Source organism: Qipengyuania triglochinis, from assembly GCF_054655615.1.
In genome coordinates this window covers 692,642-712,559 of record NZ_BAAHND010000001.1, presented here as the reverse complement: position 1 = coordinate 712,559, position 19,918 = coordinate 692,642, and the positions used below count along the sequence as shown (strand labels likewise).

18 protein-coding genes are annotated in these 19,918 nt (G+C 59.0%); 10 read left to right on the top strand and 8 right to left on the bottom strand.

Annotated features, from left to right (window positions below; all coding sequences use genetic code 11):
* Window positions 1–82 precede the first annotated feature (82 nt).
* Window positions 83–901: a death domain-containing protein gene (locus ACYQ0G_RS03570; protein ID WP_460099399.1), complete on the bottom strand. Its 819-nt coding sequence runs from the start codon at window positions 899–901 to the stop codon at window positions 83–85.
* A gap of 120 nt (window positions 902–1,021) precedes the next feature.
* Window positions 1,022–2,158 carry a GGDEF domain-containing protein gene (locus ACYQ0G_RS03565; protein ID WP_460099397.1) on the bottom strand — a complete coding sequence of 379 codons (1,137 nt, stop codon included), beginning with the start codon at window positions 2,156–2,158 and terminating at the stop codon, window positions 1,022–1,024.
* 178 nt (window positions 2,159–2,336) lie between these two features.
* Here ACYQ0G_RS03565 and ACYQ0G_RS03560 point away from each other — a divergent pair, with 178 nt between their 5' ends.
* Window positions 2,337–4,277 carry a lipoxygenase family protein gene (locus ACYQ0G_RS03560; RefSeq protein ID WP_460099394.1) on the top strand — a complete coding sequence of 647 codons (1,941 nt, stop codon included), beginning with the start codon at window positions 2,337–2,339 and terminating at the stop codon, window positions 4,275–4,277.
* Window positions 4,278–4,345: 68 nt separating this feature from the next.
* Here ACYQ0G_RS03560 and ACYQ0G_RS03555 read toward each other — a convergent pair whose 3' ends face one another.
* Together ACYQ0G_RS03555 and ACYQ0G_RS03550 are read right to left on the bottom strand one after the other, a co-directional pair.
* Complete coding sequence (locus ACYQ0G_RS03555) at window positions 4,346–5,611, bottom strand: glutamate-5-semialdehyde dehydrogenase (protein ID WP_460099392.1); 1,266 nt, start codon at window positions 5,609–5,611, stop codon at window positions 4,346–4,348.
* Window positions 5,612–5,654: 43 nt separating this feature from the next.
* Window positions 5,655–6,422: a pyrroline-5-carboxylate reductase family protein gene (locus ACYQ0G_RS03550; protein WP_460100615.1), complete on the bottom strand. Its 768-nt coding sequence runs from the start codon at window positions 6,420–6,422 to the stop codon at window positions 5,655–5,657.
* A 228-nt stretch (window positions 6,423–6,650) separates the two neighbouring features.
* Here ACYQ0G_RS03550 and proB point away from each other — a divergent pair, with 228 nt between their 5' ends.
* The 8 genes from proB to ACYQ0G_RS03510 all read left to right on the top strand — a co-directional run bounded on the left by proB (window position 6,651) and on the right by ACYQ0G_RS03510 (window position 16,257).
* Window positions 6,651–7,799 (top strand): glutamate 5-kinase, encoded by a 1,149-nt coding sequence (gene proB, locus ACYQ0G_RS03545; RefSeq protein WP_460099389.1) that lies wholly within the window; start codon window positions 6,651–6,653, stop codon window positions 7,797–7,799.
* 222 nt (window positions 7,800–8,021) lie between these two features.
* A complete protein-coding gene (locus ACYQ0G_RS03540; RefSeq protein WP_460099386.1) occupies window positions 8,022–8,147 on the top strand; it encodes a hypothetical protein in 126 nt (41 codons plus the stop codon).
* A gap of 44 nt (window positions 8,148–8,191) precedes the next feature.
* Window positions 8,192–9,385, top strand: a complete 1,194-nt coding sequence (gene nhaA / locus ACYQ0G_RS03535; protein WP_460099383.1) for a Na+/H+ antiporter NhaA — start codon at window positions 8,192–8,194, stop codon at window positions 9,383–9,385.
* Window positions 9,385–10,380: a TerC family protein gene (locus tag ACYQ0G_RS03530; RefSeq protein ID WP_460100613.1), complete on the top strand. Its 996-nt coding sequence runs from the start codon at window positions 9,385–9,387 to the stop codon at window positions 10,378–10,380. Before nhaA ends, ACYQ0G_RS03530 begins: the two co-directional genes overlap by 1 nt.
* 95 nt (window positions 10,381–10,475) lie before the next feature.
* Window positions 10,476–11,276 carry an outer membrane protein assembly factor BamD gene (locus ACYQ0G_RS03525; protein WP_460099381.1) on the top strand — a complete coding sequence of 267 codons (801 nt, stop codon included), beginning with the start codon at window positions 10,476–10,478 and terminating at the stop codon, window positions 11,274–11,276.
* Window positions 11,277–11,353: 77 nt separating this feature from the next.
* On the top strand, window positions 11,354–13,018 hold the full coding sequence (gene recN / locus ACYQ0G_RS03520; RefSeq protein ID WP_460099379.1) for a DNA repair protein RecN: 1,665 nt from the start codon (window positions 11,354–11,356) through the stop codon (window positions 13,016–13,018).
* The gene (gene ligA, locus ACYQ0G_RS03515; RefSeq protein ID WP_488199685.1) at window positions 13,015–15,075 is read left to right on the top strand and encodes an NAD-dependent DNA ligase LigA; all 2,061 of its coding nucleotides are present in this window, start codon (window positions 13,015–13,017) and stop codon (window positions 15,073–15,075) included. Before recN ends, ligA begins: the two co-directional genes overlap by 4 nt.
* 45 nt (window positions 15,076–15,120) lie before the next feature.
* Window positions 15,121–16,257: a serine hydrolase gene (locus ACYQ0G_RS03510; RefSeq protein WP_460099377.1), complete on the top strand. Its 1,137-nt coding sequence runs from the start codon at window positions 15,121–15,123 to the stop codon at window positions 16,255–16,257.
* Here ACYQ0G_RS03510 and ACYQ0G_RS03505 read toward each other — a convergent pair.
* The 4 genes from ACYQ0G_RS03505 to ACYQ0G_RS03490 form a co-directional block, all read right to left on the bottom strand.
* Window positions 16,223–16,756, bottom strand: a complete 534-nt coding sequence (locus ACYQ0G_RS03505; protein ID WP_460099375.1) for a DUF2459 domain-containing protein — start codon at window positions 16,754–16,756, stop codon at window positions 16,223–16,225. The two genes, ACYQ0G_RS03510 and ACYQ0G_RS03505, sit on opposite strands and share 35 nt — an antisense overlap.
* A 143-nt stretch (window positions 16,757–16,899) precedes the next feature.
* Window positions 16,900–17,802, bottom strand: coding sequence for a 50S ribosomal protein L11 methyltransferase (locus ACYQ0G_RS03500; RefSeq protein WP_460099372.1), 903 nt, complete (start codon window positions 17,800–17,802; stop codon window positions 16,900–16,902).
* On the bottom strand, window positions 17,799–18,725 hold the full coding sequence (bla, locus tag ACYQ0G_RS03495) for a subclass B3 metallo-beta-lactamase (protein ID WP_460099370.1): 927 nt from the start codon (window positions 18,723–18,725) through the stop codon (window positions 17,799–17,801). The genes ACYQ0G_RS03500 and bla overlap by 4 nt, the downstream gene beginning before the upstream one ends.
* The gene (locus ACYQ0G_RS03490; RefSeq protein WP_460099368.1) at window positions 18,715–19,425 is read right to left on the bottom strand and encodes an SDR family NAD(P)-dependent oxidoreductase; all 711 of its coding nucleotides are present in this window, start codon (window positions 19,423–19,425) and stop codon (window positions 18,715–18,717) included. Before ACYQ0G_RS03490 ends, bla begins: the two co-directional genes overlap by 11 nt.
* A 110-nt stretch (window positions 19,426–19,535) precedes the next feature.
* Between ACYQ0G_RS03490 and sdhC the strand changes: the two genes are divergently transcribed.
* A complete protein-coding gene (gene sdhC, locus ACYQ0G_RS03485; RefSeq protein WP_460099365.1) occupies window positions 19,536–19,916 on the top strand; it encodes a succinate dehydrogenase, cytochrome b556 subunit in 381 nt (126 codons plus the stop codon).
* Window positions 19,917–19,918 lie beyond the last annotated feature (2 nt).

Below are 19,918 nucleotides of genomic sequence, written 5' to 3'. Positions count from 1 at the left end.
TAGCCGCAAAAATAGTCCTTCGACATGCTCGCGATTTACAAGGTATTCAAAATTCGATTTTCATGTGAGGCTCATGCGAGCCTCACCCCAAATCCTTCCAGTAGTCCTCGTCCTCGTTCCACTGTTCCAGCTCCTCCTCAACAGAGTAGAGGTCTTCCAGCTCGCCGGCGGCCTTCCAGTCGGTGGTGACGAGGTGGGCGAAGTGCGTGTCGGCATCGTTCTCCGGCGAGCCGTCCTCGTCGGCGCGCTTGCGGCGGGCGATTTCGGCCAGCTGGGCCTGCATCGCCTCGATCTCCTCCAAATTCATCTCCACCGGATCGAAATGTTCGACCATGGCGGCGTTCATGTCGTCCTTCTCCGCGCGGCTGAGGGCGGGGGTGGTCATGGTCGCGGGTCTGGAAGAGTTTGAGGACAGTCTTTGTGGTCCTATCGCTGCGCTACTTGAGGACCCTGCGTTAAAATAATTCGCGGCGAGGCGTTTGCCGCGTTCGTCGCGGGCGTTCATCCTCAGGCAGAACATCAGCAGGCGATCGTTGCGGATGCGGCGGAAGCCTTTCAGCTTGCCGGCGACGAAGACGGGGCTGAGCTGGCCGTCGATCGCGCGTTCATAGGCGATGTCCTTCAGGCGCTGCACGCCGAGATCGAGCGCGGCCTCCCATGCGCGGCGAAAGCTTTCGGACCCGGGGCGGCGGCGCAGGTAATAGGCGCCCTCGGGGCTCATGTTGACATAGCGCGCGGCGCGGCTGACGCAGCCGGTATCGGCCAGCGCGCCGATGAAGGCTTTCTGGCGGGCGGGCGTCCAGCCATCGTGGCGGTATTTGACCGGCACGGTGTCGAAGGCGGGAATGTCCTCTGCGGCGACGGGGGTGCGGGTTTCGGAAGGGTCCTTGCGGCGGGTCATGCGTGCGTCTCCTGCTGGTGGCGAAGCGCACGGCATGGGCAGGAACGGGGCGTGTAGGAAAGCGAATAGGATTCCCCCTAGGGCAATCCTACACGAAACGGGCCTTGCGCGGCGGTGGGCCTACATGATGGTGGGGGAGGAACCGGGGCGCGAATCGGCCATGGTGCGCAGGGCACGGCCGGCGATCTCCAGTTCATCCGCATGGCAGGCCCGGTCCCGCCCGCAACGCTTCGCCTCGTACAGCGCATCGTCGGCCTGACGGTAGAGATTGCGCCAGGCGGGATCGTCTTCCAGCGTGCCCTCGGCAATGCCGATGCTGACCGTAATCCGCTCCCCATGGGGCATGGCCGCCTCGCGCACCTTGTCGAGCAGGGTTTCGGCCGTGGAGCAGGGCAGCGCCTCACGCGTGCCGAGCAGGGCAAACTCCTCGCCCCCCAGCCGCGCGGCGCTGACATTGTTGCCCGCATAGGATTCGATCACCCGGGCGATCTCCTGCAGCACGCAATCGCCCACGTCATGGCCATGCATGTCGTTGACCTGCTTGAACCGGTCGATATCGATCAGGAGCAGGCGGGAAGGGCCGTCGTCATCGCCCAGCGCCTCGGCAAAATCGAGCAAAGCGCGGCGGTTGAGCAATCCGGTCAGCGGATCGGTGAGGGCGAGGGTGTGGTTCTTGCGCTGAAGCAGCAGCAGCTCCACCACCTGCTGGTGATGCATGTTGATCATCCGCCACTGGAAGATCCCCGCCAGCGCCAGGCTGACCGCCGCCGCCCGGTCGAGCGTGGTGCCGAAGATCAGCAGCAACGCGGCGATAGGGACGATGTCGATCAGCAGATGCATCGCGGCCGCGGCCCGGATGCTCGCCACGCAATAGGCCGTCGCCAGCGCGCCCATCACCAGAATGACGGGGAAGTGCAGCCGCTCGAACCCCTCGGCGCTGAGCCAGCTCGCGATCGCCCAGCTGGTGCTGATCATCGCGCCGATCAGCGAGGAGAACCAGCTTTCGACGATGAATTTCTCGGCGCGCCATGGCTTGCCTTCGAAGGCTGTACCCTTGAACAAAGTAAGCAAGCCGGAAAGACAGTAGATCGACATGCCCAGCGGCAGCACCCAGCGCACGAACCAGCCGCTGCTTTCGGGCGTGACGAAAATGGCCAGCGGACAGGTCAGCAAAAGCGCGACGAACAACCACCGCGCCTGCTTCTGAACCTGCGTCGCCGCCGCGGTAACGTAATCTGCGCGCACATCCTGCGGCAAATCCGGAATCGCTAATGCGCGAACAATTCTTCCAACCTTCCCCATCGCAGCGCAATAACCCCCAAGCGCCTAACATCCCCGAACGGGTTACCCCCCGTATTACTACGTATGCCCTAGGCTGGGCGTTAACTATTGTCGAGTAGGCAGGCTCCCACTCAGTAAGAAGGATGGACCAGAAATGCCCAAGCAAGCCCCGATTTCCCCTTCACTGCCCCAAAATGATACACAATCGCAAAGGCAGGCCCGGCAAGAGCAGCTGGCCGCGAGCCAGGCGCAGTACGAATGGACCGACTGCGTCCCGTCGGTCGAAGGCGTGCCAGTGGTCAAGACCTTGCCCACGGCCGAGAATCCTACGCTGGAATGGTGGCTCAAGCTGGCGAAGATCGTTCTCGAGCTGGCAAGAAACCAGATCGAGGTAGAATGCGCGCTCATCGCACAAGGACTTTCCTCTCTGGATCCGCTCCTGCTGGACGCGGACCGGGCCGTCGTCGCCGCAGTGGAGAAGGATGTCGCCTCGCTGGGGGCCAAGATTGTCGCGGATATCGCCGGCAGGAAAGGGCTGGCGGAACTGGTTGCCGACGGTGTTCACATGGTCGAAGCAGAGATAGCGATCGCGGACCTTAAAAACCACGTATCCAAACTGAAAGCTATCATCGAACTGCGTGGAGCGACACAGGCGGCGCTGGGCAGCGATCATCCACGCTCACTTCAGACCTATCTCGACAATTTCAAGACGATCGACATTCCGGCGATCGCCTATACCTTTCAGGACGATCTCGAATTTGCGAACCTCAGGGTCGCCGGACCGAACAGCGTTCTGATCGAGGCGGTTTCTGCGGTTCCCGACAAGTGCCAGATCACCGCAGAACAATACTCGGCAGTCGTAGCAGGAGACCAGCTTGAGGACGCTCTTGCTCAAGGACGCTTGTTTCAATGCGATTATTCGGCGCTGTCGATCATCGAACCGGGCGAATGGGACGGGATCGCGAAGTACCTGACTTGTCCGGTAGCCCTGTTCGCCGTTCCGCCGGAAGGCGGCAGTCTGGTACCGGTGGCCATCAATTGCGATCCGTCCAACGACGCAAGCCCTGTCATGACACCCGCAATGAGCCAAACCAGGCAATGGGGCTGGGAGATGGCCAAGCTGGTGGTGCAGGTTGCCGATGGTAATTATCACGAACTCTTCGCCCATCTCGCCCGGACGCATCTGGTGATCGAGGCTGTGGCTGTTGCCACGCATCGTCATTTGGCGGAACTTCATCCTATCAATGCTCTGCTGGTTCGGCATTTCGAAGGCACGATGTTTATCAACGAGGCCGCTGCCACCAGCCTGATCACCCCCGGCGGCCCGATCGATCATATCTTTGCAGGCACAATTCAGAGCAGTCAGAAAACTGCGGTTGAAGCCCGCCTCAGTTTCGATTTTGACAAAGGTATGTTGCCGAAGGACATCGAAGCACGCGGCGTGGGAACGAGTTCAGCGCTTACCAACTACCCATATCGTGACGATGGCCTGCTGGTTTGGGAAGCCATCGAAACCTGGGTCGAGGAATATGTCCGGGTATATTACGATGCCGATACGGACATAACGGGTGATACCGAGCTTCAGGCCTGGGCGGGGGCGATCGCGGATAGCGGGAAACTGCTGGGTTTCAGCGCGCCTGCGACGATCCAGGACCTGATCGACCTGTGCACGATGACTATTTTCACCGCGAGCGCGCAGCACGCGTCAGTCAACTTTCCGCAAAAAGCGATCATGGAGTACGCCCCGGCTGTGACCGGTGCGTACTGGCAACCAGCACCCGACACCCAACAAGGTGGCACCAAAACGGATTGGTTGGCAATGATGCCGCCCGAAACATTGGCGCTCGAACAGCTGAAGGTGCTCTACCTTCTCGGTTCGCTCTATTACCGCCCGCTCGGCACTTATCTTTCCCCGCAATATCCCTATCCGCAGTGGTTCCGCGATCCGCAAATTGTCGGAGCTGAAGGCCCTCTTGCGCGGTTCCAGGCTGCGCTTGCGAGCGTCGAAAGCCAGATCGTGTCACGCAATGCGGAAAGAATGAGGCCCTATGACTTTCTGCTGCCCAGCCTGATCCCGAGCAGCACCAACATCTGATAAGCACGAATAAGCCGCCGACGCTAATAGGCGACGGCGGCTTTATCGACTTCGGATTGTCGGCTAATTTACGGGCGGGTTTGACCCTCGCCGTGTACTAGGTATTTAAAGCTGCACAGCTGTTCGAGGCCAACCGGCCCACGAGCATGCATTTTGCCAGTAGCAATGCCGATTTCTGCGCCCATGCCGAACTCGCCGCCATCGGCGAACTGCGTGCTGGCATTGCGCATGACAATAGCGCTGTCGATGCTGGTCATGAACTTCTTCGCCGCAGCATCATCTTCGGTCATGATCGCATCGGTGTGGTGCGAAGAATGTTCGCTCACCCAGTGGATCGCTTCATCGAGGCCGTCGACTACCTTTACCGAAGCGATCGGATCGAGATACTCGGTATTCCAGTCTTCCGAGGTAGCGGGCTTGATGCTGCCATCGATTGCGACCGCTTCTTCGTCGCCACGCAATTCGCAATCGCTACCCATGATTGTCGTAAGCTTCGGGACGAAATCCTTGGCAATCGAACGGTCCACCACGATGCTTTCGGTCGCGCCGCAAACGCCGGTGCGGCGCAGCTTTGCATTACGGATGACTTCGGCTGCCTTGTCGAGGTCGGCCGCTTCGTGGACGTAGCTATGACAATTTCCGTCGAGGTGGAGGAGGGTGGGCACACTGGCCTGATCGCGAACAAGCTCCACAAGTCCCCGGCCACCGCGCGGGATGACGAGATCGACGAACTCGTCAGCCTTGAGCAGCGCGGCCACAGCTTCGCGATTTGTGGTACCGACCGTTTGCACCGCATCTTCGGGCAGGCCCGCAGCCCTTAAGCCGGTGCGCATGCATTCGACAATGACGCGCGTAGAGTTGCGGCTTTCGCTGCCGCCACGGAGAATCACGGCATTTCCACTCTTGAGGCATAGAGCGCTAGCGTCCGCACCGACATTCGGGCGGCTTTCATAGATCATGCCGATAACGCCGATCGGCACGGCAACGCGCTGGATGGTGAGGCCGTTGGGCCGATCGAAGCTCGCCAGTTCGCGACCAACAGGGTCGGGCAGTTCGGCAATCTGTTCCAGAGCAGAAGCCATTCCCTCGATGCGATCTTCGGTAAGCTTGAGGCGGTCGATGAAGCTATCCGGCTTCTTTCCTTCGACGCTTTTCACATCCTCGGCATTGGCTTCAAGCAGTTCGGGGGTCTTATCGCGCAACGCCTTGGCGGCTTCTCGCAGCGCCTTGTTCTTCGCATCCGTGCTTGCTGAAAGCAGGCCACGGGCGGCATTACGTGCATTTTCGCCAAGGGTGGCGATGTGCATCTGCGGATCTAATGTCTGATCGTTCATATTTTCTCTCTCACATATAAAAGGGACGGGAGGCGCAAAGGTTTCAGCGCAGCTCTACCGCCCGGTCGTAACAGGCCTGCAACGTTGCATGCAGGCGGTCGGAAAGGCCATTGTCGCCATTTAGTGCATTGAGGCCGGCCGCAGTCGTGCCACCCTTGCTCGTCACCGAATTGCGTAGATCTTCCAGGCTAGGGGCAGAGGGCTCGCTTGCCATGGCGATGGCGCCACCGATGGTGCCTAGAACCATTTCACGCGCTTCCTCCTCGGTGAAACCCTGCGCCATCGCAGCTTCGGCATAGGCGCGCGCGATTTCGAACACATAGCCGGGGCCTGAGCCTGCAACCGCAGTCACGCGGTCTAGCTTCTCTTCGCTATCGACGACGATGGTCGTCCCAGCGCGGCCCATGAACTCTTCGGCATGGGCCATGTGCGCATCGGATACCAGAGGCCCTGCGCAGAGACCACTGACACCGCGACCGATCGCAGCCGGGAGGTTCGGCATGACACGCACGACGGGCTTGTCGCCCATTAATTTCGACAGTCTTCCAGCGGAATATCCGGCGGCGATCGAGAGGACATATCCATCATCGGACAAGTTGCCGGCATAATCTGGCATCACATCATCGAACATCTGCGGCTTGACGGCGGCGACGATGCAGTCGAAGCGTTGGTCAGCAATTTCTTCCCGGTCGCGGACGAGCGAAACGCCGTTCGGCAAATCGCTTGCCATCGGGTCGACGACGGTGATCTTCTCGCCGCCCGAGACCCATTGCGAAAGTAACGCGGAGCCCATTTTTCCGCAGCCGACAATAAGTATAGAATTAATAATGGTAGAATTCCGTTTCCGCGCTCAGGGCGCTTTGTGTAATTCTCGATTTAGTACCAAAACGAAATAACAGAAAATTAAGTCATCGCTATTTCTTCAAAGAATACTTCCAGCCTTTTGCGCATTCGATATTCTGAAAAATCCGGTTGTGCACTGCACCATCCCTATCTACGTTCTGTTACAGAAATTTCAAGTTAGAGACATTTTTTAGATATGACCAAGAAACGCAATATTGTTGTCAAGATCGGTTCGGCATTGCTTGCCAATCAGGAACTCCTGACCCCACGATATGGTTTCCTGCAGCGCTTGCTCGAAGATGTCGCTTTGCTGCGGTCGCAGGGTAACGAGGTTATCGTGTGTTCGTCGGGATCAGTCGCTTTGGGGCTGCGCATTATCGGCGAGACGCCGGAGAGCGCAGGAGTTTCGGACAAGCAGGCCGCCGCGGCCTGCGGCATGCCGCTTCTCCTCAACGCTTACAAGCAGGTCGGCCACGAATTCGGTTTCGAGATCGCGCAGGTCCTCCTGACCCTTGGCGATTTCGAGGATCACCGCCGCTTCCTCAATACTCGCAACACGGTCCATCGCCTGCTGGAATCGGGTGTGATGCCGATCGTCAACGAGAACGACACGATCACTACCGAGGAAATCCGTGTGGGCGATAATGACCGCCTCGCGGCCAAGGTGGCGCAGATGATTGGCGCGACGGACTTCATTATCCTGACCGGCGTCGACGGCCTGTACGACCGTAATCCGGACGATCCCGAAGCTCAGTTCATTCCCGAAGTCAGCGATGTCGGGCCTTATATGGCAGCAACCAAAGGGAAGAGCACGCTGGGTACCGGGGGTATGGAAACCAAGCTACAGGCAGCCAACATGGCGCAAGAAGCGGGCGTAACCACCTGGATTGCGCAGGGCGAAGTCGATCACCCGCTTTCCACCGTGCTTGATGGCAGCCGCCGCGCGACAAAGGTTTTGCCGAACCCGAACCCGCTGTCCGGATGGGATAGCTGGATCGCCAATCGTCTCCAGATGGCGGGTAGCCTTGTCGTTTCCGAAGCGGTTGCCGATGCGCTTGCTCAAGGCAAGCGTCCAATCCGGCGGGCAGATGTCATCAGTATGGATGGCGACTTTACCCGTGGTGACGTTCTGCACATCTACGACAGCAAGGGTATCGAGCGCGCACGCGGACTCACCGATTTCACAAGCGAGGAATTGCGGGTGCTCACCCACAATCCCGGCACCGATCCCGAGCAGTTGCTGGGCTACAAGACCCGTGGGGAAATCGTCCGCAGCAACAATCTGGTCATGCTTGAAACGCGTCACCTGCTTTGGGATGCACCGGAAGGCATCAGCGAAAGTTGAACCGAAACAAGCCGCGCGTCGACTATGCTGCCGCGCGGCTTGAATTCCTGATCATTTCGGCTATTGTCCCTTCCACGGACCGGGCCCCTCTGGCGGGCGCTTGAGCGCACGTGATGTCGGCCGTATCGGATATACCGATGCAATCTGACGGGCCCGTTTTCCTTATCCAGCCCATCTGCTCCGGTAGTCCGATCGACTTGAAATTCGATCAGGGAGCTATCGATGACGGCGCATTCAAAGACTATCTGGCAACTCGACCCGGCAAGGTTCACTCTGCTTTGCGACCTTTCGGCTAGTCGCGGCGTGCGCCGTATGTGCGCCTATGCAGCCACTATCGCGCGCTGCTGATCGCTCCTCGTACTTCACAGCTACCCACCTTCCGGAGAAATCCCATGGTCAACGCCATTACGCCTCTGCTGCGCGACTTCCTGCAAAAAGAAAGTGCCGGAGGAATCGTCCTGATTTTCGCAGCGGCGCTTGCCCTTGCAGTTGCCAATTCGCCTCTTGCTGCCAATTACGTCTCGTTGCTCGACATTCCGGTCGTCTTTGCGATCGATAGCTTCGTGATCGATAAGCCTCTCCTGCTCTGGATAAACGACGGCCTCATGGCCGTTTTCTTTTTCCTCGTCGGCTTGGAGGTCAAGCGTGAGGTTTTGGAAGGCCAGCTGTCGAGCTGGGGCAAAGCGTCGCTCCCCTTGGTCGCAGCACTCGGCGGTATGGTTTTGCCAGCCCTCGTATTTATCGGGTTCAATCTGGGCACTCCCGACAATATTCAGGGATGGGCGATACCGGCAGCGACAGACATCGCCTTCGCACTCGGTATTCTCTCGCTGCTGGGGCCGCGCGTGCCTGTCGCGTTGAAGGCCCTGTTGCTCGCGATTGCCGTGATCGACGACATCGGGGCGATCGCGATCATTGCACTGTTCTATTCGGGTGAAATCGATACCGGCATGCTCGCTGCGGCCGCCATGGTATTTATCATGATGCTGGCTCTCGGGCGCGCTAAAGTAGCTTCGACGATCCCTTACGTGCTGTTGGCAATCCTGATGTGGGCTTTCGTCCTGAAATCGGGCGTACATGCCACCCTGGCGGGTGTCGCGGCGGCACTGACAATACCGTTGGATCGATCCAGCGATCGCGGCCCGCTGGAACGCATGGAACATGCCCTGCATCCATGGGTCGCATTCCTGGTCATCCCGGTCTTCGGCTTTGCGAACGCAGGCGTGACGCTGGTCGGTCTCGAACCGTCAGCGCTACTCGACCCTCTGCCCCTCGGCATCGCGCTGGGCCTACTCATCGGCAAGCAGGCGGGTATCTTCGGTTTTGCCTGGCTGGCTGTGAAGATGAAGCTCGCCAGTCTGCCGGATGAGGTCAATTGGCGGCAGATTCACGCCTTGTCGCTTCTCGCGGCAATCGGTTTCACCATGAGCCTTTTCATCGGCAATCTCGCTTTCACGACTGCCGGCGAGATAGATGCCGTGAAGCTTGGCGTGCTGGCTGGCTCGACGGTCGCGGCCCTGACAGGATACTTCCTGCTTAAATCCGCTCTTCCGGCAGTCGGCTCTGTTCGGGAGCAGCAAGCATGATCGACTTTTTCCTAGCGGACTGGCTCGGCACCCCCTTGTGGTTCTGGGCCGCCTTCCTTGCCATCGTCATCGTCCTGACGGCGTTCGATCTCGGTGTCCTTCATAAGGAGGATAAGGAAATCGGAATCGCTGAGAGCCTGAAGCTATCCGTGTTCTACATCGGAGTGGCTCTGCTGTTCGGTTTCTGGGTCTGGATGGAACGCGGACCCGAAGCGGGGATGCAGTACTACACGGGCTTCTTCATCGAGAAGGCCCTCTCGATCGACAATGTCTTTGTGATCAGCCTGATATTCACCTATTTCTCTATCCCCCCGAAATATCAATATCGCGCGCTCCTGTGGGGCATCATGGCAGTAATCGTGCTGCGCGGTCTGATGATTGCAGGCGGGGCGGCGATCCTGGCAGAAGCGTATTGGGTGCTGTACCTGTTCGCCGCTTTTCTGATCGTAACCGGTATCAAGATGTTCTTCGCCGGGGACGAGCCGATGGACGTTGGCAGTAATCCGGCGGTGAAGTGGATCAGCCGGCATATGCGTGTCACGCCCGACCTTCACGGGCAGCGCTTCCTGGTAAAGGTAGAGGACGCCAAAACCGGCAAAATTGTGCGCGCCGCCACACCACTGCTGCTCGCACTGGTCGTCATCAATCTCGCCGATCTCGTGTTTGCGGTAGATAGTGTCCCGGCGATCTTCGCGATCACGACGGATACCTTTATCGTCTACACTTCGAACATTTTCGCGATCCTGGGACTACGGGCGCTCTATTTCGCGTTGGCGGCGATGGTGCATCGCTTCCATTACCTCAAATATGCCTTGGCAGCGGTACTGGTGTTCATCGGCAGCAAGATCTTCGTTTCCGACTTCCTACTGGGCGGTGACAAGATGCCGCCGTGGATCAGCCTGGGCGTCACCATAGGCTTGATCGGGGCTGGGGTCGCTTACTCGCTCTGGAAAACGCGTGGACAGGAGGAAGCGGACTGGCCTGTGATTGATTAGCGCGGACCAGCTACGGGTGGGTGTGTGTGATATCGGTGAAATCGCCGATAACTTCACTTGGCGTTCAGCGGGGTGCTGGCTATAGGCTCGGCCCTATGAAGACCCAATCGCGCACCACCCGCATGCTCGCCTTCGGCGCTCTCGCTGCAGCCACTACACTCACTGCAGCTTGTGGTGGCGGTTCGAACCGGCCCGAAGACACGGCCTATGTCGCGCGCGACGTTGAGACACTTTACGGTCAGGCCAAGGCAGAACTCGACAGTGGTAAGCCGCAATTGGCCGCTGCGCTGTTCGATGAGGTCGAGCGTCAGCATCCCTATTCGCCTTGGGCGCGCCGTGCCCAGCTGATGAGTGCGTTCAGCTATTATGTGGCGGGGGATTACAACAAGACTGTTGCTTCGGCGCAGCGCTTCTTGTCGATCCATCCTGGTAACAAGGACGCGCCATACGCCTATTACCTGATTGCTCTCAGCTATTACGAGCAGATCAGCGATGTGCAGCGCGACCAGAAGGTAACCGAGCAGGCGCTGACAGCGCTGCGCGAAGTGAACCGCCGTTTCCCGCAGACCCAGTATGCTGCCGATGCGCGCCTGAAGATCGACCTCGTCGAAGATCATCTCGCCGGCAAGGAAATGGAAATCGGCCGCTACTATCAGCGTTCGGGCCGCTGGATCGCTGCACAGATCCGGTTCCAGAATGTGGTCGATACTTATCAGACCACGAGCCATGCACCGGAAGCTCTCTATCGACTGGTAGAAAGCAGCCTTGCACTGGGAATCAAGCCGGAAGCGGTAAAATATGCCGCCGTCCTCGGCGCGAACTATCCCGGCAACGAATGGTACGAGAAGGCTTACGAGCTGATCGAGGACAATGCCGCTGGCGTCTCGGCCAGTTGACCGGCGAACGACTATTCACAAGTCGATCATAAGGGGAACAGTGACGCGGCGTTCCGGCTGCGTTACATAGGGTAGCAATGCTGACCCGGCTTTCCATTCGCAACATCGTGCTGATCGAAGCGCTCGATCTCGATTTCGGGGGCGGCCTCGGTGTGCTCACTGGCGAAACGGGGGCAGGCAAATCGATTTTGCTCGACTCGCTTGGGCTGGTTCTCGGCAACCGTGCCGACAGTGGATTGGTCCGCGCTGGCGAAGCGAAGGCCAGTGTTTCCGCAAGTTTCGAATTCTCATCCCTGCCCGGTCAGATCGCGGCAGCCCTCGACGATGCCGACATCGAGATCGAACCGGGTGAGCCCTTGATTATTCGGCGCCAGCTCAAGGCTGACGGCGGCAGCAAGGCCTTCATCAACGATCAGTCCGTCGGCGTTGCACTGCTGCGTGAGATCGCGGGTATCCTCGTCGAATTGCACGGCCAGCATGATGATCGCGGACTGGTCAATCCACGCGGTCATCGGGCGCTGCTCGATCGCTTTGCCGGGGCAGGTACTGCACGGGTCGAACAAGCCTGGGCGAAATGGCGCGAGACAGAAGCGCGGCTCGAGAGTGTGCGTGATGCGCTGGAGCAGGCGCGGGTTGATCGCGATTTGCTGCTCTCCCATCTGAGCGAATTGACTGCTCTCGAACCAGAAGTTGGCGAAGAGGCTAGGCTGGCTGAAACGCGGGCCGACATGCAAAAAGGGGAACGGCTATCGGGCGATCTCGAGGAACTGCGGCATCTATGGGAAGGCTCCGACTCCCCGCTGGCGAGCCTGCGCGTGGCTGCCCGCAAGCTCGATAGGATCGCTCCCGAGCATCCCCTTTTGACCGAGGCTCTCGGCGCACTTGACCGCGCGGTGATCGAGGCGGGAGAGGCTGAAGAAAAGCTGGAAGCGGCGGCTGCGGCGCTCGACCATGATCCCGCAGCGCTAGAAGCCGCCGAAACGAGGTTGTTCGAACTGCGCGCGCTGGCACGGAAGCACCGCTGCGAGGTGGACGAACTGCCGGAGGTCATGCGGACGATGCGTAGCCAACTCGATTCAATCGAGGGCGGCGAGGCTGAGCTCGAAACTCTCGAGGCCGCCGCTGCGGAAGCGGGAGAAAGGTATCGTGCAGAAGCTCAAGCGCTGCATGCCAACCGCGTGGCGGCTGCGGCGAAGCTGGACGAAGCTGTTGCGCGCGAACTGGCGCCGCTGAAACTGGATGCGGCACGGTTCAAGACGGCGGTTGTAGAACTTCCCGAAGACCGATGGGGGCCACATGGCATGGACAGTGTCGAGTTTCTCATCGCCACAAATCCAGGTGCCGATTTTGCCCCGCTCAACAAGATTGCGAGCGGGGGCGAACTGTCGCGCTTCATCCTTGCTTTGAAGGTCGCCCTGGCAGAGCAGGGCGGGGCGGCAACCGTGATCTTCGACGAGATCGACCGCGGCGTGGGCGGTGCCGTGGCGAGTGCGATCGGAGAACGACTGGCGAGACTTGCGTCGGACGGTCAGCTTTTGGCGGTCACACACAGTCCGCAGGTCGCGGCGCGTGGGCGTACGCATTACATGATCGCGAAGAGTTCCGACGGTACCGTAACCCGGACCAGCGTTGGCCTGCTCGATGAGGCCGGGCGCAAGGAAGAAATTGCCCGAATGCTTTCTGGCGCGGAAGTCACGCCCGAAGCCCGTGCGCAAGCTGATCGTCTTTTGGAGGGCGTGTGAACGAGGTTTCCGAAGTCGATGCCGCTAACGAACTCATGCGGCTCGCCAAAAAGATTGCCCACCATAACCGGCTTTATCACGCGGAAGATGCGCCGGAAATTACCGATCAGGAATATGACGCGCTGGTCCGCCGTAATGCGGAGCTGGAAGAAGCTTTTCCCCATCTCGTCAGGCCAGACTCTCCATCGAAGGCAGTTGGCCACGAGATAGCTGCTTCGCCGCTCTCCAAAGTTACCCATGAGGTTCGCATGATGAGCCTCGACAACGCTTTCTCGCCGACGGAGGTGGAGGAATGGGTAGCCCGTGTGCGTCGTTTTCTCTCGTTAGACGAGGCTGATGGACTTGCGATCACAGCCGAGGACAAGATCGACGGACTTTCCTGTTCTCTTAGGTACGAGGGCGGAAAGCTGGTTCGCGCAGCTACGCGTGGTGATGGTCAGGTTGGCGAGGATGTGACGCCGAATGTCGCTCATATTGCCGATATTCCCCAGAGCCTATCTGGGACTGACATCCCCGAAGTCTTCGAAATCCGCGGCGAAGTCTATATGGCTAAAGCGGACTTTCAGGCACTTAATGCGGCTCAGGAAGGGGCGGGCGCCAAGCTATTCGCCAACCCACGCAATGCGGCAGCAGGTTCCTTGCGACAGAAGGATGCGAGCGTGACGGCAAAGCGTCCGCTGAAGTTCTGGGCGCATGGTTGGGGGGCAGCATCCGAAGTGCCAGGGAAAACCCAGGAAGAGGTCGTCCGCGTTATCGAAGGATGGGGAGTGCCTGTATCCCCGCTCTTCACGAAAGTGGAAAGTGCAGCGGAGATGCTGGCTCATTATGATAAGATCGCTCGCGAACGTCCTGACCTTCCATACGAAATTGATGGTGTGGTCTACAAAGTAGACCGGCTTGATTTTCAGCAGCGTCTAGGCTTCGTCGCCAAGGCGCCACGATGGGCGCTGGCGCACAAGTTTCCTGCTGAGCAGGCCGAAACGACGCTCGAGGCAATCGATATTCAGGTCGGTCGGACAGGTAAGCTGACACCTGTAGGTCGTCTCGCTCCTGTGCTCGTCGGCGGTGTCACTGTCACCAATGTCACGCTGCACAATCGTGACGAGGTCGAACGCCTCGGTGTCAGGCCGGGGGATCGGGTGGTAGTGCAACGTGCTGGCGACGTTATTCCACAGGTTGTGGATAACCTAACCCGCGATGTGGAAAGAGAACCTTATGCTTTTCCCGATCACTGCCCGGAATGCGGCAGCGAGGCTGTAGCAGCTGAAGGGGAAGTGGATGTGCGTTGCACAGGTGGTCTCATCTGTCCCGCACAACGCACGGAAAGATTAAAGCATTTTGTTAGTCGCGGGGCTTTGGATATCGATGGTCTTGGGGAGAAGACAATCGACCAGTTCTTTGCGCTCGGTTGGCTCGAAAGCCCCGCAGATATTTTCCGCCTGAAAAATCGCAGAGATGCCATCCTTGCGCTTGAAGGCTGGCAGGAACGGTCTGTGGATAAGCTTGTGGAAAGCATCGAAGCGCGTCGCCGGCCAGACGCTGCTCGGCTCCTGTTCGGCTTGGGTATACGCCACGTGGGGGCCGTAACGGCACGTGACCTCATGAAACATCTTCATGATCTTCCTTCGCTTCGCCGAACTGCTGAAGAGGCCCGGGATGGCGACGAAGAAGCCGTTGTCGCTTTGAATGCGATTGATGGCGTCGGTAGCGCCGTGGTCGAGGCGCTCGGGGATTTCTTTCATGAAGACCACAATAAGGACGTGTGGGACGATCTCCTCAACGAGGTCACTCCGCCGCGCTACGAGGTCGAGACGCGCGATAGCCCGGTAAACGGCAAGATTGTTGTTTTCACTGGTAAGCTTGAAACCATGAGTAGGGATGAGGCCAAGGCACAGGCAGAACGCCTGGGTGCCAAAGCTAGTGGATCGGTTAGCGCGAAGACCGATCTGGTCGTGGCCGGGCCGGGTGCCGGCAGCAAGCTCAAGAAAGCGGCGGAACTGGGTATCGAGGTCATTGACGAAGCCGGGTGGGCCGAAATCGTCAAGAACGCGGGATAATATCATGAATATGGAAACTTACGTCGTGCTTCGTGTTGGAGTGTCGTGAGCCGATCCCCCGTATTATTCCTGACCGTCCTGATTGTCGGAGCCTTCCTCGTCCTCGCCACCATGGTGAGTACGCCGGGGGAATCCCCGCAGGATTTCCATAAACGTGTCACGCTCGCCGAGCAGAAACCTTCACCGCCCCCCGAACCGAAACTTACCGAGGCGCAGGTTGCTCTTCAGCAGCAATTGCGCGATCTGGGCGAGACCTTCAACGGCGACGTCGGCATTGCAGTTACCCAAGCAGACACGCTTGCCACCATGTCCTACACGGGAAAGAAGCGCTTTCCGCAGCAGAGCGTAAGCAAGCTCTGGGTCTCTCTGACCGCACTGGACCTCAGAGACGAAGGCGCGCTTGATCTGTCCGAGCCGGTTACGTTGCGCGCTGAAGACCTCACTGTTTTTCATCAACCGCTTCGCAATATTGTGCGAGCGAGGGGCTCATTCACCACGGATTATGCCGACCTCATCAATCGAGCAATCACGCAGAGCGATAATACGGCGAACGATCGTCTTCTACGCCGCGTGGGAGGGCCGAGCGCTGTAGAGGGGTTCTTGCGCCGGAATCAGATTTCGGGCGTCCAGTTCGGGACCGATGAACGGACCAAGCAAAGCAGCATTGCTGGCCTCAAATGGAAACAGGCCTATTCGGTCGATAACGCGTTCTACGACGCGCGCGATCTCGTATCCGAAGAAGACAGGCGAAACGCCTTCGAAGCTTATCTTGCCGATCCGATCGATGGGGCTAGTCCCGTCGGCATCACCAAGGCGCTGGCGAGGCTTGCGCGCGGAGACCTCCTTTCGGAGAATTCGACAGTTTTGATCGTGTCGACCATGCAGCGTACCCGGAGCGGCCCGAGGCGGCTCAAGGGAGGCGTGCCGGCTGGTTGGACGATTGCGCACAAAACCGGGACAGGCCAGTTCTTCGACGGTGTCCAGTCCGGCTATAACGATATTGGCATTCTCACTGCGCCCGATGGTACGAATTATACGATGGCAGTTATGATCGGGAGCACCCGCGCATCCTATGCTGCGCGCATGGGAATGATGCAGGAAGTGACACGCAGCGTTGTACGCTATCACGATCAAAGGGGCGCTCAGGTCAATCCGGATCCGGATCCTGAAACCATTTCATGACTCCGCCGGGCAGGGGAGTCCACCGGCCTACCTTTACTCCGGCAGTTGCGAGCATATCGCTGGTCCACTGGTTACATGTATTGCCTAAATGATAGCTGCCCGGTGCATCGTAGAACACATCGTAGGTGGAGTATCCGGGCAATGGCTCGCGATGACCGGACACCGGGGCTTGGCTCTCGATGGCTTTCACCAGCTTCGCATATTGTTCGTACGTCAGATATATAGGCCTATTGGCTGAACCCGGTGCGGGCCGCACGTAATGCGCCGCGTGGAGAAGACCGTCTCCGCCAGTCGCTGCCTTAATGGCGGTCGACAGGCTCAGATCGGCCCAGGTCGGCGTGCTGAGAAAAACATCTCGCTCGCCCCAGCTCACGGCGACATGGGTATAGGGTCGATGAGGGTCTTGCAGATCAGCAGCTGGAAATACGGTTCGCCAGTCTTTCACCGGGGATACCAGGGGCATTACGATTTCGGTATGAATGCCATTATCGCCCACCATGATTTCGATACCATCCGCAGGTTCGGTCCACGACGGGTTTCGGGGAATCGAGCTGCCGATCCATGCTGACAGAAAGAAGCCCGTAGTTGAGGTGACGAGGATAAACAGAACCCACGCACACACCCGCCATAAACGGCAGCCTTTCACCCGATCCGGCTCTTGCGCAGCCACAAAATGGCCCAGTCCCCGTTCGTCACCCTTCGCGCCAGTCGAAAACCCTGTGCACGATAGGCCGCGCGAACTTCGGCTTCCTGTGTCACAAGTAGGCCCGCTAGCAAGAGACTGCCTCCAGCAGTCGTGACTTTCGCGAAATCAGGTGCCAGCTCGACTAACGGACCAGCGAGGATATTGGCGATTAGCAGATCGTAGGGAGCGCGCGCTTCGATCAGTGGATCATCAATCCCCGGAGCGATCACCATTGTCAGCTCGCCTGGACGGGCACCCATCGCAATATCGTTCGTCCGGCAATTGTCTTCCACTACGCCTGCGCACACCGCGTCTATATCCGAAGCGATTGCGTGCGCCCGCGGCCAAAGATGCATGGCCGCAAAAGCCAATAAGCCCGTTCCCGTCCCGATGTCCGCGTGGTTCCGAACCACCAGCCCCTCGCGCTTCATTAGGTCCAGCATGGCAAGGCACCCGGCGGTTGTCTTGTGCTGACCAGTGCCGAACGCCTGACTGGCGGGAATGATGAAATTGACCAGTTTCTTGTCGGCCGGGTATTCGGGCGTGCGTACATAGAAACGCCCGGCCTGGATGGGCTTCACGCCCTCTTGACTAAGGGTAACCCAATCTTCTTCCGGCAATTTCTCGGCGGTGAACTGGGGAGCGCCGTTCTTGAAGAGCGAGGCTGCGGCGCGTTTGTCGTCTGCAGTCGGTTTGCGGTCCAGCCAGACTTCTAGAATCCATTGCTCTGGCTTGTCTTCAGCGATTTCCCGGCCGGAGACGACGAGTTCTTCGGGGAAGTCCCAAGCTTCATCATGCGCAAGAAGGGCAGCCTGCACCACCTTCTTCGGCGCTTCGCCAGCTAGCTTCCAGGCGCTCATTTGCTTTTCTCTTTCGCGAGCCGTTCATCCAGTTTTCGTGCTAGGCCGTCTGCGTATCGCTGACAGGCTCCGGGCTCGCCGAAAGTTTCATCCCGTAAGTCTTTGAGCATTTGACTGGCAGAAGGATGGGGAGTGAGGAGGTAGTCACACGGCAATGAGTGTACCTTGTCGATGCTATCACGGAATGCGGCCACTACCTCGGGATGGTTCGTAAAGCGATAATCGTCGGCCGACACAGCAGAAAGGCTATCGACGTAAGCCACGTTGCGGCAGACAGGGGGTTCACCCCGGAGATTGCAGGACGCCCATGTCCAACTCATGGCGCCAGGGCTGTGGCCAGGGGTAGTGTGCGCGGTCAATTCGAGATTGCCGAGCTTCACAACTTCACCATCGACCACAATTCTATCCACTTGTACCCTTGGGAAAGGGGGATGGTTCATCGCAGCCTGTGGATCTTCTTCGGACACTACCCCGCGTTCGAGCACTTGGGCGGCTTGTTCGGAGGCGACAATTTGAGCGCCAGTGGCCGCTGCCAGCGCGGCATGGGCGCCGACATGATCGAAATGCTCATGGCTCATCAGGATGAAGCGGATATCTCCTGGGTCTACGCCAAGGGATCGAATATTGGCGAGGATTAGCGGTGCAGCTTCGGGAACGCCGCTGTCAAGAAGGATATGACCGTCATCGCCTGTAATAAGGATCGCAGAGATACCGCAGGTGCCGACGTAAAAGCTGTTGCCCATGATGGAAAAAGGGGGGGCGGGTTTGTCCCAATCATCCCACGGCTCGCAGCTGTCGATGAATTCTTTGGCAGGAATTGTGGATAACGAGGCTGTTGGAGCAACATTCTGTGACCGATCAGAAGGCACGCTGGCACAACTTGCCATGACCAAAGTCAGAGGTACGAGAAGTTTAGCGCACATAGCTCGCTCCGTTGGCATCCAGCGTAGCGCCCGTGAGGCTCGCAGGCGCGTCCAGCGCACAGAATTCGATCAATCTTGCGATCTCATCTGGTTCAGCTACGCGGCCGAGCGGGATGTCTGCGAGAAGTCCCGGCCCGCCACGGCTTTCCAGATAATCGCCGGCCATTGCCGTGTCGGTAAAACCCGGGGTGATTGCGAAGCTCAAGATACCTTCCCCCGCATAAGCGCGGGCAATGCTTTTATGCATGGCAAGCATACCGCCCTTGCTCGCTGCATAGTGCCAGTGAGCAGGTGAGTCGCCGCGGTGACCTGCCCGACTGGCGACATGGACGATCCGCCCGGGATATCCACGCTCTTGCCAATGACGCACAGCAAAGCGGCTGAGCTGGGCTGAAGCGGTCAGATTGATGCGCATCGTATCCTCCCACGCATCGAGCCATTCGATGTCCGAGCGCTCGATCGGGTTCGGATCGAACAGACCCGCATTGTTCACCAGCACGTCGATCTTGCCGCCCGCCCGGGCCAGGGCTGCATGCCATAATTCGTGCGGCGCATTGGGTTCGCAGAAATTCGAAGGGACCGTGTCTTCGCGGTCGGTGCGGGTCGCCTGGCCGATGACCTTGGCGCCGCGTGCTTCGAGTGCCGATTTGGCTGCTGCGCCGATTCCGCGCGAAGAGCCGGTAAGAAGGATGCTTGTCATGCAACCCGCTATTCGGAATTTTGCAGCAGATGTCGAGGCCGTGCGCCTTGCGTGGGCCGTCATCTTCGCTAAGGAGGCCCCACTGAATTCACCTAACGGACAAGGCATATATGGCAAACCGCCCGCTTTCACCGCATCTGCAAATCTGGAAATGGGGGCCGCACATGCTGGTCTCGATCCTCCACCGCGTGACGGGGGACGGGTTGGCGCTGGTCGGCCTTGCCGTGCTGCTATGGTGGCTGGGAGCGATGGCAGGCGGGCCGGAAAGCTACGCCACTTTCGCCGAAATCATGGGTTCCCCGATCGGGATCATCGTGCTGGTCGGCCTGAGCTGGGCGTTCTTCAGCCACATGATGAGCGGGCTGCGCCACTTCGTGCTGGACATCGGCGCAGGTTACGAACTCGATACGAACAAGACCTGGTCGATCCTGGCGCCAGTTCTCGGTATTCTCCTCACCATCGCCTTCTGGGCGGTGATCCTTCTCAAGTGAGC

What these genes read in the sequence shown, in the direction of transcription:
- sdhC (WP_460099365.1), top strand. Translation starts at nt 19,536, where the DNA reads ATGGCAAACCGCCCGCTTTCACCGCATCTGCAAATCTGGAAATGGGGG.
- ACYQ0G_RS03525 (WP_460099381.1), top strand. Translation starts at nt 10,476, where the DNA reads ATGAAGACCCAATCGCGCACCACCCGCATGCTCGCCTTCGGCGCTCTC.
- proB (WP_460099389.1), top strand. Translation starts at nt 6,651, where the DNA reads ATGACCAAGAAACGCAATATTGTTGTCAAGATCGGTTCGGCATTGCTT.
- ACYQ0G_RS03555 (WP_460099392.1), bottom strand. Translation starts at nt 5,611, where the DNA reads ATGAACGATCAGACATTAGATCCGCAGATGCACATCGCCACCCTTGGC.
- ACYQ0G_RS03570 (WP_460099399.1), bottom strand. Translation starts at nt 901, where the DNA reads ATGACCCGCCGCAAGGACCCTTCCGAAACCCGCACCCCCGTCGCCGCA.
- bla (WP_460099370.1), bottom strand. Translation starts at nt 18,725, where the DNA reads ATGTGCGCTAAACTTCTCGTACCTCTGACTTTGGTCATGGCAAGTTGT.
- ACYQ0G_RS03500 (WP_460099372.1), bottom strand. Translation starts at nt 17,802, where the DNA reads ATGAGCGCCTGGAAGCTAGCTGGCGAAGCGCCGAAGAAGGTGGTGCAG.
- ACYQ0G_RS03505 (WP_460099375.1), bottom strand. Translation starts at nt 16,756, where the DNA reads ATGGTGGGCGATAATGGCATTCATACCGAAATCGTAATGCCCCTGGTA.
- ACYQ0G_RS03540 (WP_460099386.1), top strand. Translation starts at nt 8,022, where the DNA reads ATGACGGCGCATTCAAAGACTATCTGGCAACTCGACCCGGCAAGGTTC.
- ACYQ0G_RS03560 (WP_460099394.1), top strand. Translation starts at nt 2,337, where the DNA reads ATGCCCAAGCAAGCCCCGATTTCCCCTTCACTGCCCCAAAATGATACA.
- recN (WP_460099379.1), top strand. Translation starts at nt 11,354, where the DNA reads ATGCTGACCCGGCTTTCCATTCGCAACATCGTGCTGATCGAAGCGCTC.
- nhaA (WP_460099383.1), top strand. Translation starts at nt 8,192, where the DNA reads ATGGTCAACGCCATTACGCCTCTGCTGCGCGACTTCCTGCAAAAAGAA.
- ACYQ0G_RS03490 (WP_460099368.1), bottom strand. Translation starts at nt 19,425, where the DNA reads ATGACAAGCATCCTTCTTACCGGCTCTTCGCGCGGAATCGGCGCAGCA.